Annotated in this window: 11 protein-coding genes; all 11 read right to left on the bottom strand. The window is 34.6% G+C overall.

What is annotated here, in order from left to right; all coding sequences use genetic code 11:
• Nucleotides 1–81: 81 nt before the first annotated feature.
• Nucleotides 82–2,178 (bottom strand): polyribonucleotide nucleotidyltransferase, encoded by a 2,097-nt coding sequence (gene pnp, locus LIX58_RS09620; RefSeq protein WP_226386295.1) that lies wholly within the window; start codon nucleotides 2,176–2,178, stop codon nucleotides 82–84.
• A 134-nt stretch (nucleotides 2,179–2,312) separates the two neighbouring features.
• A complete protein-coding gene (gene rpsO / locus LIX58_RS09615) occupies nucleotides 2,313–2,582 on the bottom strand; it encodes a 30S ribosomal protein S15 (RefSeq protein WP_011275926.1) in 270 nt (89 codons plus the stop codon).
• Nucleotides 2,583–2,696: 114 nt separating this feature from the next.
• Nucleotides 2,697–3,668: a bifunctional riboflavin kinase/FAD synthetase gene (locus LIX58_RS09610; protein WP_126566657.1), complete on the bottom strand. Its 972-nt coding sequence runs from the start codon at nucleotides 3,666–3,668 to the stop codon at nucleotides 2,697–2,699.
• Nucleotides 3,669–3,682: 14 nt separating this feature from the next.
• A complete protein-coding gene (gene truB / locus LIX58_RS09605; protein WP_154836687.1) occupies nucleotides 3,683–4,603 on the bottom strand; it encodes a tRNA pseudouridine(55) synthase TruB in 921 nt (306 codons plus the stop codon).
• Nucleotides 4,604–4,701: 98 nt separating this feature from the next.
• Nucleotides 4,702–5,052, bottom strand: a complete 351-nt coding sequence (gene rbfA, locus LIX58_RS09600; RefSeq protein WP_126566653.1) for a 30S ribosome-binding factor RbfA — start codon at nucleotides 5,050–5,052, stop codon at nucleotides 4,702–4,704.
• Nucleotides 5,053–5,332: 280 nt separating this feature from the next.
• Entirely contained in the window at nucleotides 5,333–7,435 is a 2,103-nt protein-coding gene (gene infB / locus LIX58_RS09595; RefSeq protein WP_154836686.1) for a translation initiation factor IF-2, read from the bottom strand.
• Nucleotides 7,436–7,439: 4 nt separating this feature from the next.
• Nucleotides 7,440–7,757, bottom strand: coding sequence for a L7Ae/L30e/S12e/Gadd45 family ribosomal protein (locus LIX58_RS09590; RefSeq protein ID WP_154836685.1), 318 nt, complete (start codon nucleotides 7,755–7,757; stop codon nucleotides 7,440–7,442).
• The gene (gene rnpM / locus LIX58_RS09585) at nucleotides 7,754–8,038 is read right to left on the bottom strand and encodes an RNase P modulator RnpM (protein ID WP_126566645.1); all 285 of its coding nucleotides are present in this window, start codon (nucleotides 8,036–8,038) and stop codon (nucleotides 7,754–7,756) included. The genes LIX58_RS09590 and rnpM overlap by 4 nt, the downstream gene beginning before the upstream one ends.
• Nucleotides 8,039–8,065: 27 nt before the next feature.
• Nucleotides 8,066–9,322 (bottom strand): transcription termination factor NusA, encoded by a 1,257-nt coding sequence (nusA, locus tag LIX58_RS09580; RefSeq protein ID WP_226386294.1) that lies wholly within the window; start codon nucleotides 9,320–9,322, stop codon nucleotides 8,066–8,068.
• A gap of 20 nt (nucleotides 9,323–9,342) precedes the next feature.
• Entirely contained in the window at nucleotides 9,343–9,810 is a 468-nt protein-coding gene (gene rimP, locus LIX58_RS09575) for a ribosome maturation factor RimP (protein ID WP_154836683.1), read from the bottom strand.
• Between the two features lie 183 nt (nucleotides 9,811–9,993).
• Nucleotides 9,994–14,304: a PolC-type DNA polymerase III gene (locus LIX58_RS09570; RefSeq protein ID WP_226386356.1), complete on the bottom strand. Its 4,311-nt coding sequence runs from the start codon at nucleotides 14,302–14,304 to the stop codon at nucleotides 9,994–9,996.
• Between the last annotated feature and the right edge of the window lie 43 nt (nucleotides 14,305–14,347).

The raw sequence follows: 14,347 nt of genomic DNA, 5'->3' as shown, positions 1-14,347 counted from the left end.
AACGCCTTAACCTTAACAATCTTAGTATTGTCACCCTTAATGAGCGAGATGAAGAAATAAGTTTAATTTCTGTCTCAATTCCTATTCATCTAATGCTTTATGAGATGCATTCACGCGACCTTGCTTATCAATTTCAGTAATTTTAACTTCAATTGTATCGCCAATTTTTAATACATCTTCGACTTTATTAATACGTTCTTTAGAAATTTGAGAGATGTGTAATAATGCATCTTTACCAGGGAAGATTTCTACAAATGCTCCATATTTCTCAATACGTTTAACTTTAGCATTGTAGACTTGACCTACTTCCGCTTCACGTGTGATATCTTCAATAATTTCACGAGCACGTGTGATCATTGCTTGATCAACTGCGCCAATAAAGACTGTACCATCTTGTTCAATATCTAATTTAACGCCTGTTTCATCAATGATTTCATTGATTTTCTTACCACCAGGTCCAATAACATCTCTAATTTTATCTGGATTGATATGAATAACTTCTACTTTAGGCGCATATGCACTTAATTCTTTACGTGGTTGATCAATAGTTTGTAACATATGATCCATAATTGCTAAGCGGCCTTGACGTGCTTGTTCAAGTGCTTCTTCAATCACTTCTCTTGTTAAACCGTCAATCTTAATATCCATTTGAATAGCAGTAATACCTTCTTTAGTACCTGCTACTTTAAAGTCCATATCACCTAACGCATCTTCCATACCTTGAATATCAGTTAAAATAGTATAACTATCTTCACGTGTTACAAGACCCATTGCAATACCTGCTACTGGAGCTTTAATTGGTACACCTGCATCCATTAATGCAAGCGTTGAACCACAGATTGAAGCTTGTGAAGATGAACCGTTAGACTCTAATACTTCACTTACAATACGGATTGTATATGGGAAGTCAGCTGTATCTGGAATGATATATTTTAAGGCTCTTTCGCCTAACGCACCATGTCCAATTTCACGACGTCCTGGCGCTCTTACAGGGCCAGTTTCACCTACTGAGAAGTTAGGGAAATTATAATGATGCATGAATCGTTTCTCAACTTCAGGTCCTAAACCATCAATTAATTGATAATCTCCTAAAGCACCTAATGTTAATACAGATAACGCTTGTGTTTGACCACGTGTAAATAATCCTGAACCATGTGCACGTGGTAATAAACCAACCTCAGAGTCTAATGGACGAATTTCGTCTGGTTTACGACCATCTGGTCTAATTTTTTCATCTGCAATTAAGCGACGTACTTCTTCTTTAACTAAATCGTTAAGAATAGCATAGACTTCATCAATTAATAATTCATTTTCAGGATCCGCTTCGTCAACAAACTCAGTTGCAATTTCAGCTTTTAAAGCATCTAAATTCTCATCACGTTGTTGTTTATCGAATGTTAAGACAGTTTCTTTCAAGCCTTTTTCTTCTGTTAAAGCTTTTACATTGTTTACAAGTTCTTCATCACGTTCAACAGGTACGAATTCTTTCTTAACTGGTTGAATATGCTCAACAACTTCTTCTTGGAATGCAACCAAACGTTTAATTTCTTCATGACCAAAGAAGATCGCTTCTAACATTTCTTTTTCAGTAATTTCACTTGCGCCCGCTTCAACCATGTTGACCGCATCTTTATGCCCAGCTACTTCTAAATCTAAGCGTGAAACTTCTTTTTGTTCAAGTGTAGGATTGATTACGTATTCTCCATCAATGTAACCGACATTTACGCCAGCAATTGGTCCTTGGAATGGAATATCAGATACACTTAATGCCATTGATGAACCGATCATTGCTGCCATTTCAGGTGAACAATCAGGATCAGCACTTAGTACTGTATTCATAATTTGTACATCATGACGGTAGCCTTTTGGGAAAAGTGGTCGAATAGGTCTATCAATTAAACGCGCTGTTAATGTAGCTTCGTCTCCAGGACGACCCTCACGTTTTTTGAAACCGCCAGGAATTTTACCTGCAGCATACATTTTTTCTTCATAGTTCACTGTTAATGGGAAAAAGTCACCATCACGAGGTTCTTTTGAGGCTACAGCCGTTGATAATACTACTGTATCACCATAGCGCACTAATACTGCACCATTAGCTTGTTTAGCTAATTGACCTGTCTCAATCGTTAACGATCTTCCAGCCCACTCAGTTTTAAAAACTTTTTTATCTTGAGACATTATGAATCTCCTCTCTGAAATCTAATACCTACATCATATCATTAATTTTTATAATTTTATATTAGTGATTGTTTAAAAAGATAAAAAAAGGAAAGTACCAAACCAAGTGGTGCTTTCCTTTAAATATATTAATATTAACGACGAATACCTAATGATTTAATTAATTCACGGTAACGTTGAATATCTTTACCACGTAAGTAGTTTAATAAGTGACGACGACGACCTACCATTTTTAATAATCCACGACGTGAATGGTGGTCTTTTTTGTGTTCACGTAAGTGTTCGTTTAATGCAGCGATTTCTGCAGTTAAAACAGCGATTTGTACTTCTGGTGAACCAGTGTCAGTTTCGTGTACGCGATATTCTTTGATAATTTCATTTTTACGTTCTTGAGTAATTGCCATAATTAAATTCCTCCTAAATTTTGTATACACCTTAATCTGAGCTAAGCGTCGGAGTTTCAACTTGCCAAGAGAAAGGAATAAATTTAATAAGTCTTATATTTATAAAACTCAACTTTAAATATTATACGATACTTCATCTCCGAAATCAACAGCTAATAAATATTTAGCACGTTCTTTATCATTGTTCATTTGTTCAACTAACGGATCAATACCATCAAATTTAACTTCTGGTCTTAAATAATGATGCCAATAAACTATCACGCGTTCACCATAAATATTATCACTAAAGTCGAAGATGTTTACTTCAATAACAACTTCTGCTTTTGAAGGATCATGAAATGTAGGTTTTACGCCAACATTCGCTACTCCACGATATAATTTATTTTCAGCACCAATAGCCATACTTACTGCATATACACCTTTTTTCGGTAAAACGTAATCATCACTAGGTTGAACGTTAGCAGTAGGGAAACCAATCGTACGTCCACGTTTCTCACCTTGCACTACCGTACCTTTAATGCGATATAAATAACCTAATTGTTCATTTGCTTTTTTCAAGTCACCATTTTTTAAAGCTTCTCTTATAGCAGTGGTTGAAATCTTTTCAGATTCCATTTCTTGTTTACCAACAATAGTGGTATTAAATTCTTCCATTTCGTTTAAAACTGACATATTACCTTTTCCAAATTTACCATACGTAAAATCGAAACCGGCAACAACTTCTTTAACATGGTTATTAATGATGTATTCTTGTGCAAATTCTTCAGCAGTCACATTTGCAAATCGAGAAGAGAAATTAATGACAATACAATAATCGATGTCATGTTGTTCAATCATTTCAAGTTTATCTGAAAGCGGTGTTAAATAATCCGTACGTTTACGTTCAGGATTTAACACTACAGAAGGATGTGGGTCAAAAGTTGTCACTGCTTTTTTCAAATGTTTCTCTTGAGCACGTTCATCTAACGCTTCAAATACTTTATTATGTCCACGATGCACACCATCAAAAAAACCAAAAGCCATGGCAACATCTTCTTGGATTAATTGGTCCTTTTGGATTGGATGGGTTACTTCTATCACTTTCATAACGTCTAACTCCTTTAATTGAATACTTTTTTAGGTTTTATTTCATGTGGTTTGTCAGGATGTTGAACATAAATAGCCATTACTTTGTCAGTGTCTGCATCTTTAAATACAAGTTGATCACTTTTTATTGATTTTTTAAACGTTTTCTTATTAAATTTCTGACCATTTAAAATTCTTTTTTTCATATTTTCATCTGAAATAAGTATCTCAGGCAAACTTTTCAAACCATATTCTATAGGAAATAAATGAGATTGTAATGTGTCTTGCTCATGGAAATCTGAAATTTGTTCAAGTGTTAAACTTTCTTTAATATCAAAGCCACCTGAAGTTGTGCGCGTTAATAAAGACATATGCGCTGGATAACCTAATTCTTTTCCTATATCAGTGGCAAGCGTACGAATATATGTCCCTTTTCCACAATGAACAATGATATCAAAATGACATTGATTATCTTTAAACACTAAATCTGACGTGCGTTCGATTTGTTTAATATTCACTTTTCTTTCTGGTCGCTCTACCGCTTCACCATTTCTCGCATATTCATACAATTTTTTACCATTCACTTTTACTGAAGAATACATAGGTGGAACTTGCGTTATAATACCTTGAAAATCTTCTAATATTAAATCTACTTGACGTTCATTAAGTTCATTTGTCGCAATATTCACCTTATTAATAACTTCTCCAGTTTGATCTTCAGTAGTTGTACTTTCACCAATTGAAACAGTCGCTTTATAAGATTTACCCATATCCATAATATAGTCACTCACTCTAGTAGCAGTCCCAATACAAATAGGTAACACCCCTGCAACTTCTGGGTCTAATGTGCCAGTATGACCGATTTTTTTCGTTTTTAAAATTTTTCTTAATTTAAATACAACATCGTGACTTGTAAGTCCACGTTCTTTATATACGGGTAAAATGCCGTTGTACATTATTTCACGCCCTTATCCTAAAACGATTTATGTATAAGTTTTATTTCAATAATAATTGAGAGGCTGAGACATGATACTATGCCTCAGCCAATCCTTCATTATTTATCTTGTTTGTGTAAATCTTGAATCATTTTTTCAATTTTATTTCCATATTCGATTGACTCATCGTATTCAAAGAATAATTCTGGAATAATACGTAATCTCATTCTTGAACCAAGTTCAGATTTAATAAATCCTTTAGCTTTATCTAAAGCTTTGAAAGTATCTTTCACTTCTTTATCACTACCAAGTACTGTTAAAAATACTTTAGCTTGTGACAAGTCATTTGTTAAGTCAACATCAGTAATTGTGATGAAACCTACTCTAGGATCTTTTACTTTATTATTAACGATATCCATAATTTCTTTTTTCATTTGTTCGCCAACACGTTCTGCTCTCATGTTACTCATTTGTGTCACCTCTTTAATTGATGTTTAATTCTACTTATTTTTTAAATTTCCTTTTTTCAGTTTGTTTAAACTTTAGAAATGATTATATTACTTTTATTTCTTAAAAAAGGGAGTGGGACTGAAATCAATTAGAAATCATTGTCCCACCCCCGCAAGGATGACTAACGTTGAGAAAGACTTGTAATAAGCGACTTCTCAATTCAATCAACTACTGCGAATTTGCTATGTGGCTTCATATAGTTATTTTTACCTTAAAATCTAACTAACTTAAAGGGTTAAATTATCTTTCAACTTCTACCATTTCAAAGGCTTCGATAATATCGCCTTCTTTAATATCGTTGAATTTCTCAATTGTAATACCACATTCGTAGCCTTGTGCTACTTCTTTAGCATCATCTTTGAAACGTTTTAATGTGTCTAATTCACCTTCAAATAAAACGATACCGTCTCTGATAATACGTACACCTGCGTTACGTGTGATTTTACCTTCAGTTACGTAACTACCTGCGATTGTACCCACTTTAGATACTTTAAATGTTTGACGTACTTCAGCTTGACCAATAACTTGCTCTTCAAATTCAGGGTCTAATAAACCTTTCATGGCTGATTCGATTTCTTCGATAACATTGTAAATAACACGGTGAAGACGCATATCTACATTTTCAGCTTCAGCAGCTCGTTTAGCACCTGCATCTGGACGAACGTTAAATCCGATAATGATACCATTAGATGCATTAGCTAATGTTACATCTGATTCATTGATAGCACCTACGGCAGTGTGGATGATACGTACGTTTACACCTTCAACATCAATCTTCATTAATGAAGCGGCTAAGGCTTCTACTGAACCTTGAACGTCACCTTTAATAATAACGTTAAGATCTTTCATTTCACCTTGTTTCATTTGTTCAAATAAATTATCTAGTGAAACATTTTTACTTTCTTGACGTTGTTGAATTACGCTTGCTTCATGACGTGCTTCACCGATACGACGTGCTTGTTTCTCATCTTTGAAAATAACGAAACGGTCACCAGCTAAAGGTACGTCATTAATACCAGTGATTTCAACAGGAGTTGATGGGCCTGCAGTTTTAATTCTTTGACCAAGGTCATTTACCATAGCACGAATACGTCCATACGTGTTACCTACTACGATTGAATCACCAACATTTAATGTACCATTTTGTACAAGTAATGATGCTGCTGGACCACGTGATTTATCTAATTCTGCTTCAATTACAGTACCAACAGCTTGTTTATCTGGGTTAGCTTTTAATTCTTGAACTTCAGCTACTAAACCAATCATTTCTAATAAGTCATCGATACCATCGCCACTTAATGCTGATAACTGAACAAAGATTGTGTCACCGCCCCAATCTTCAGGAATCAAACCATATTCAGTTAATTCTTGCATAACGCGATCTGGGTTAGCAGTTGGTTTATCGATTTTGTTTACCGCAACGATTGTAGGTACATTTGCTTCTTTGGCATGGTTAATCGCTTCAATTGTTTGAGGCATTACACCATCATCTGCTGCTACTACTAAGATTGTGATATCTGTAACTTGAGCACCACGTGCACGCATTGTAGTGAAAGCTGCGTGTCCAGGAGTATCTAAGAAAGTAATTTTCTTACCAGCATTTTCAATTTGATATGCACCGATATGTTGTGTAATACCACCTGCTTCGCCAGCAGTTACTTTTGTATGACGAATTGAATCAAGTAACGTTGTTTTACCATGGTCAACGTGACCCATAATAGTCACTACAGCCGGTCTTTCAATTGCATCTGGATCGTCTTCTTCGTTATCAAAGTAGGTTGAAAGATCTTCTTCATTAACTACTACTTCTTTTTCAATTTCTACACCATAGTCATCAGCAATTAATTCTAACGTTTCTTCATCTAAAGATTGGTTAATATTCGCTACAATACCTAATAAGAATAATTTTTTAATGATGCCTGATGATTCAATATTTAATTTATCCGCTAATTCACCAACAGTAATGCCTTCTTCATAAGTGATTTTTGATGGCATTTCTTTTGGTTCAGCTGCTGGTTTATTTTTGTTTCCTTTATTATTGTTCTTATTATTTTTGTTGTTTTTATTTTTATTATTGTTTTTAGGATTAGCGTTTCCTTTGTTATTTTGTTTCTTATTATTGTTATTACTTTGTTGTTTTTGGTGATTATTTTGAGTAGTTTGTTTATCATTATTACCACTTTGTTGTGGTTTAAATTTCTTATCAAGCACTTTAATTTGATCGTCTTCTAGCGCTTGCATGTGATTAGATACTTCTACGTCCATTTTTTTTAACTCATCGATAATCTCTTTACTTTTCACGTTTAACTCTTTCGCATATTCATAAATTCTTTTTTTACTCATATAATCACTCCTTACAATATTCATCAATCATAGCCTTTAGCTTTTTAGCAAATCCTGAGTCAGTGACTCCAACATTTACACGTTCTGCTTTGCCTAAAGATTGGCCTAATTCTGCTCTCGTACCGAAAATTCTAAATGGAACATGATATGTTTCACATTTATTTTGTATATTTTTTATAGAGTTTTCAGAAGCATCAGAAGCTAAAATAACTAATTTAACATTTTGTTTTTTTATTTCTGTTAATAATACAGATTCTCCTGCTTTAACTTTTCTAGCTCTCATAGCTAACCCTAAAAAATTAAATATTTTTTCTTTGGTCATTTAGGAATCTCTTCTCTATAAATTAATCTGATAATTTCTTTGTAGACTGGGTCTAATTTTTCAGGATTTTCATTAAAATATCTCTCAAGTACGCCTTTTTGTTGAGCTTCTTCTACACTTTTAACATCTTTTGAAACATATGCGCCTCTACCTTGTTGTTTCCCTGTACCATCAGCAAATATCTCGCCTTCTTTATTAATAACAACGCGAATCATTTCTTTTTTAGGACGCATTTCATTAGTAATAATACATTTGCGCATTGGAATTTTTTTCTTCTTCATTATTAATTACTCACCCCAATTTTGTGCTTAAACGTCTTTATTTTCATTCTCTTCTTCAGTTTGCTCTACGTCTTCAGAAGTTTCTTCACTTTCTTCATCAGAAGGTTCATCGATTTCGGCTGCTAACTCAGCAGTTGTTAAATTAGATTCTTCTAAATTCACATCATCGATTTCTACATCTTCATCGCCTGTCATAACGATTTCATCAGCTTGTTCTTCTGATTCGATAACAGGATAAATGCCCGCTTCACGTGCATCAGTTTCTGATTTAATATCAATCTTCCAACCAGTTAATTTGGCTGCTAAACGTGCGTTTTGACCTCTTTTACCGATAGCAAGAGATAATTGATAATCAGGTACAACTACGACTGTAGATTGGTTATCTTCATTAACAATTACTTCAAGTACTTGTGATGGGCTTAATGCATTGCGCACGAAAACTTTAGGATCTTCGTTCCATTGAACGATATCAATTTTTTCTCCGCCAAGTTCTTCAACTACAGCTTCAACACGCGCACCTTTAGCACCTACACATGCGCCTACTGCATCAATGTCAGGATTTTCAGAGTGAACACTGATTTTAGAACGGTCTCCCGCTTCACGTGCTACTGATTTAACGATAACAGTTCCATCGTAGATTTCAGGTACCTCTTGCTCAAATAAACGTTTAAGTAAACCTGGATGACTTCTAGACACATAAATTTGAGGGCCTTTAGTAGTTTGTTCAACTTTGTTTACGTACACTTTGATGCGTTCATTTGGAATGTAACTTTCATTAGGGCTTCTTTCAGCTTCAGATAATACAGCTTCAATACGACCTAAATTAACATAAACATAGCGATGATCAACACGGTCAATCACACCTGTTAAAATGTCTTCTTCTTTGTCGATAAATTCTTTATAAAGAATTTCTCTTTCAGCATCTCTTAAACGTTGCATTACCGCTTGTTTAGCTGCTTGTGCACCTACACGACCAAAGTCTTTAGGTGTCACATCTTCTTCATAAATATCGCCAATTTCATAAGCAGGGTTTTTAACTAATGCTGTACTTAAATCAACTTCATCACGGTCATCAAATACTTCTTCTACGACTTCTTTACGTGCGATAACTTTGAAAGTACCTTCATCCATATTTAATTCAACGCGCACGTTTCTAGCGCTATCATAGTTTTTCTTATATGCTGTAATTAATGCTGCTTCAATGGCATCAATTAAAACTTCTCTTGGGATTTTCTTTTCTTTCTCTAAATATTCAGTTGCTAATAATAACTCATTACTTGCCACAATTATTCCTCCTCATCACGTTAAATCATTACTGCGTGACGTGCTTTTGCAATTTTATTTCTTGGGATTTCGATATTTTTAGTTCTAGCTTTTTCTTTAACTTCCATCGTAATTGCATCATCAGTGACACCTTTTAAGATGCCTAACCATTCTTTATCTCCTTCAATAGGAGCGTATAGTGACACAAATACTGGTTTGTCGATTGCATTTTGATAATCTTTTTCTTTTTTTATTGGTCGCTCAGCACCTGGTGAGGCAACATCTAAATAGTACATTTCAGATATTGGATCTTTCTCATCCATTACTTCGCTTATCTTTTCAGAAGCAAGCGTACAATCATTTAAATCGACGCCACCTTCTTTATCGATAGAAATTCTTAAGAAATGATCTTTTCCTTCTTTAGCATACTCGATATCTACTAGTTCAAAATTTAATTCGTCTAAAACAGGAGAAATGATAGTTTCTACTTCTTTAGTTATTTTACTCATACAGGCCTCCTTTTTTGGCAAATAGAAAAGAGCGGGTATATGCCCACTCTTTCTGCCTGAGTCTAATTTTTACACAGTGCAATTATATCACAAGTTCATTTTTTAAACAAATTAAGGTATTTAAATAAAGCATTGAATAGTTCCAGTTTAGTAAAAAATAGTAACTTTGTTGGCCTACTCATTTTAGATATCAAAAATAGATAACTGTGCTTTATCTGGTAAGTCTGGTAATGAACCTAAATCATCTAAATACTCAATGATTTTTTGTGATAAACCTGCTTTTTTATTTAAGTCTTCTTTAGATAAGAACGGACCATCTTCACGAGCTTCCACGATACGTTTCGCTACGTTCTCACCTAGACCGGGAACGGCGATAAATGGTGGTATTAAAGTATCGCCTTCGATAATAAAATCAAACGCCTGACTTTTTTCTAAGCTAATAGGTTGCATACGGAAACCTCTATGCGCCATTTCGTTCATTATTTCTAATACAGTTAACACGTCTTTCTCTTTCTTGCCTAAATCCATATATCGAGAATACATATCTTTAACTGTATTTTTGATGCTTTCTTTATCTTTAATCATTGTAATTAAGTCAAAGTCTGAAGCACGAATAGTGAAATAAGCCGCATAATAGTATAAAGGATGATGAACTTTGAAATACGCGATACGCACAGCCATTAATACATATGCAGCAGCATGGGCTTTAGGGAACATGTACTTAATTTTAAGGCATGAATCTAAATACCAATCTGGTACATCGTTTTCTTTCATAGCTTCAATCATTTCATCCGTTAAACCTTTACCTTTACGTACAGACTCCATTGTTTTAAAAGCCATAGATGGTTCTAGACCTGCATACATTAAATAAACCATGATATCGTCACGACAACCAATTACGCTTGATAAATCACAAATACCAGAGCGAATTAGTTCTTGCGCATTGCCTAGCCATACGTCTGTACCATGAGATAACCCTGAAATTTGAACAAGCTCTGAGAACGTTGTAGGTTTAGTATCTTCTAACATTTGACGCACAAATCCTGTACCAAATTCAGGCACTCCAAATGTTCCGGTTTTACATAAAATTTCTTCTTCAGTCACACCTAATGATTCAGGGCTACTAAAGATTTGCATCGTTTCTTTATCATCAACTGGAATCGTTTTAGGATCTATACCTGATAAATCTTGTAACATACGAATCATAGTTGGGTCATCGTGTCCAAGAATATCAAGTTTTAATACGTTATCATGAATAGAATGGAAGTCAAAGTGTGTGGTCATCCATGAAGCACTTTGGTCATCTGCTGGGAATTGAATAGGCGTAAAATCATATATATCCATGTAATCAGGTACTACGATAATACCGCCAGGGTGTTGTCCAGTCGTACGTTTAACACCAGTACATCCTTTAACTAGACGATCCACTTCAGCACCGCGTTTATGAATACCTTGATCATTTAAATAACCTTTTACATAACCAAAGGCAGTCTTTTCAGCAACAGTACCAATTGTTCCAGCACGAAATACTTTATCTTCACCAAATAACACTTTCGTATAGTTATGGGCGTTAGGTTGATATTCACCGCTAAAGTTCAAGTCAATATCAGGCACTTTATCCCCTTTAAATCCTAAGAACGTTTCGAACGGAATATCTTGTCCCTCTTTAATTAACTCAGCACCACATGTACCACATTTCTTGTCTGGTAAGTCAAATCCTGACCCTACTGACCCATCATCAAAGAATTCACTTGTCTTACAGTTTGGACAAATGTAGTGCGGTGGTAGTGGGTTAACTTCTGTAATTTCAGTCATTGTCGCAACGAAACTTGAACCTACAGAACCACGAGATCCTACAAGATAGCCATCATCTAATGATTTTTTAACTAATCGTTGAGAAATTAGATAGATTACAGAGAAACCATTACCGATAATACTTGCTAACTCTTTTTCTAAACGATCAATAACAATTTGAGGTAAATCTTCCCCATAAAGTTTTCGCGCATTAGCATAACTTAATTCTCGTATTTCTTCGTTAGCACCTTCCATACGTGGTGTGAACAGTTTATCTTTAATTGGAATAACTTTATCTATACGATCTGCTAATTCATTTGTATTTTTAACCACAATTTCATAGGCTTTTTCTTCTCCTAAGAAATGAAATTCGTCTAACATTTCATCTGTCGTTCTAAAATGAGCTTCTGGTAACGTTGAGCGATTTAATGGATTACCTGGTTGAGAAGCAATCAAAATTTTACGTGCAATCGCATCATGTTCATATAAATAATGCGCATTACCAGTTGCTAATACCGGAATACCTGTACTCTCACCAGCTTTTAAGATACGATCATAAATTTCATATAACGTTTCAGTATCTCTAATTAATTCACGATCAATTAAATCTTGATAAAGTTTTGGCGGTTGAACTTCAATGAAATCATAATATTTCGCGATTTTTTCAACTTCTGCTTGATCTCTTTGCATTACCGCAGTGAATAGTTCACCCTCATCACAAGCTGTGCCCACTAAAATGCCTTCTCGATATTCATTTAACAATGAACGTGGAATTCTTGGTGTGCGGTAATAATATTTAACTAATGAGGCACTGACAATCTTAAAGAGATTTTTAAGTCCCTCTTGAGTTTGCACAATTAAAGTGACGTGAGTAGGACGCGCACGTTTATAAGCATCTTCGTTGGTTAATTTTTTATTAATATCTTTATGATTTGTAACGCCTAACTCTTTCATTTGTTGCACCATTTTTATGAAAATGTAGGCTGTTGCCTCAGTATCGTAAATGGCTCTGTGGTGTTGTGTCAGTTCTACACCATATTTTTTAGCTAAGAAGTTCAAACCATGTTTACCATATTCCGTATTAATCGTACGAGATAATTCAAGCGTATCAATAACCCCATTTGTAGAAGGACCGAAACCAAGTCTTTCATATCCAGTATCGATAAAGCCCATATCGAATGAAGCATTATGCGCTACAAATATAGCGTCTCCAACCCATTCTTTAAATTCTGTTAATACTTCTTCAATTTCTGGAGCATCCGTTAACATATCGTCTGTGATGTGCGTTAAATTAATGATTGTTTCAGATAACTTTTCATGCGGGTTACTAAAACGTTCAAATTTATCGATAATTTCGCCGTCTTTCACTTTTACAGCGGCAAGTTCAATAATTTGATCATATTGGTTTGATAAACCTGTTGTCTCAACGTCAAAGACGACATAAGTTGCTTCTTTTAAATCTCTATCTGTCGGTTTATAAGCAATTGGTACACCATCATCTACAAGCATACCTTCCATACCGTAAATCATTTTAATGCCATTTTTCTCAGCAGCACTATGCGCTTCTGGGAACGCTTGTACTACATTATGATCGGTTACTGCAATAGCTTTATGCCCCCAGTTTGCTGCTTGTGCTACATAAGAGCCAATATTAGGAATCCCATCCATTTGACTCATAGACGTGTGTAAATGGAATTCAACGCGTTTCTCTTCAGCTTTATCTTGTTTTGGCGTCTTCTTGATTTCCTCAATATCTGCCATCATCATAACTAAGTCGCGCACAAATGTATCTTCTTCAATACGTCCCTGAGCACGTACCCATTTACCTACACTTAATGCTTTAAAGTGATCTAAGTCATCTTTATTTTTTCTAGTAAACATTTTTAGTACTAATGAATCTGTGTAGTCTGTCACTTTCAATTCTACGATGTGACGGCCACTTTTAAGTTCTTTCAGATTAATATCAAAGATGACCCCTTCAATAGCTACCTTAAATTCTTCTTCAATAATTGATTCAATTGGTTTGATATTCTCAACTTGAATTGGCTTACCAATTTGACATTTATCGACGCTACTTTCGTTATTATCTTGCTGTTTCGCTTTTTCAGCTTTGATTTTTTCCATTTTTTCGGTTGCTTCTCTTGCGCTTTTTTCATCTTCTTCTTGAATATGCGCCTCTAATGAAGCTAAATCTTCATCCGTGTTAGACTCATCCGTTTCAAAGACAACTTTATCTATATCAAATCCACACTTTTGAAAAGCTTTAACCAAACTACCGTTACATACTTTGTCAAAATGATTTCTTTCAATATCATTTGAAGTCATAATCTTTAAAACATTGCCAGACATAATTAAACGTTTCTGCTTTAGTTGTCCCTTCACTTTAGGTGATAAAGCAGTATGTTCGATGCAGTGACCAAAGTATTTGATTGCATGTTCATCTTGGTTACTCGTATTTTGTATCGTAAAATGCCAATCTACTTTTGCGATTTCTTTAAATTCTTCGGTGATTGCATTGGTAAAGATTAAATAATCTTCATTCGAAAGAAAGTATGGCAATGTAATTTGAAATTCCCATGTTCTATTTTTATTTGATACATCAACGCGTGTTAATTCCCCATTTTCAAGAATTTCTTTATCAAGTTGATTTGAAATTTTGATTTGGTCAGCAAGTACTCTAAATTTTTCTTGATTCGTCATTGCCACGACAGATAACCACCTTATTTCTTACTTAAATTCCTCA

It is taken from the genome of Staphylococcus sp. Marseille-Q1834, from assembly GCF_916858875.1.
GTDB classification, from domain to species: Bacteria; Bacillota; Bacilli; order Staphylococcales; family Staphylococcaceae; genus Staphylococcus; species Staphylococcus pragensis.
This window is presented reverse-complemented; position numbering and strand designations above follow the sequence as displayed.

What these genes read in the sequence shown, in the direction of transcription:
- pnp (WP_226386295.1), bottom strand. Translation starts at nt 2,178, where the DNA reads ATGTCTCAAGATAAAAAAGTTTTTAAAACTGAGTGGGCTGGAAGATCG.
- rpsO (WP_011275926.1), bottom strand. Translation starts at nt 2,582, where the DNA reads ATGGCAATTACTCAAGAACGTAAAAATGAAATTATCAAAGAATATCGC.
- LIX58_RS09610 (WP_126566657.1), bottom strand. Translation starts at nt 3,668, where the DNA reads ATGAAAGTGATAGAAGTAACCCATCCAATCCAAAAGGACCAATTAATC.
- truB (WP_154836687.1), bottom strand. Translation starts at nt 4,603, where the DNA reads ATGTACAACGGCATTTTACCCGTATATAAAGAACGTGGACTTACAAGT.
- rbfA (WP_126566653.1), bottom strand. Translation starts at nt 5,052, where the DNA reads ATGAGTAACATGAGAGCAGAACGTGTTGGCGAACAAATGAAAAAAGAA.
- infB (WP_154836686.1), bottom strand. Translation starts at nt 7,435, where the DNA reads ATGAGTAAAAAAAGAATTTATGAATATGCGAAAGAGTTAAACGTGAAA.
- LIX58_RS09590 (WP_154836685.1), bottom strand. Translation starts at nt 7,757, where the DNA reads ATGACCAAAGAAAAAATATTTAATTTTTTAGGGTTAGCTATGAGAGCT.
- rnpM (WP_126566645.1), bottom strand. Translation starts at nt 8,038, where the DNA reads ATGAAGAAGAAAAAAATTCCAATGCGCAAATGTATTATTACTAATGAA.
- rimP (WP_154836683.1), bottom strand. Translation starts at nt 9,810, where the DNA reads ATGAGTAAAATAACTAAAGAAGTAGAAACTATCATTTCTCCTGTTTTA.
- LIX58_RS09570 (WP_226386356.1), bottom strand. Translation starts at nt 14,304, where the DNA reads ATGACGAATCAAGAAAAATTTAGAGTACTTGCTGACCAAATCAAAATT.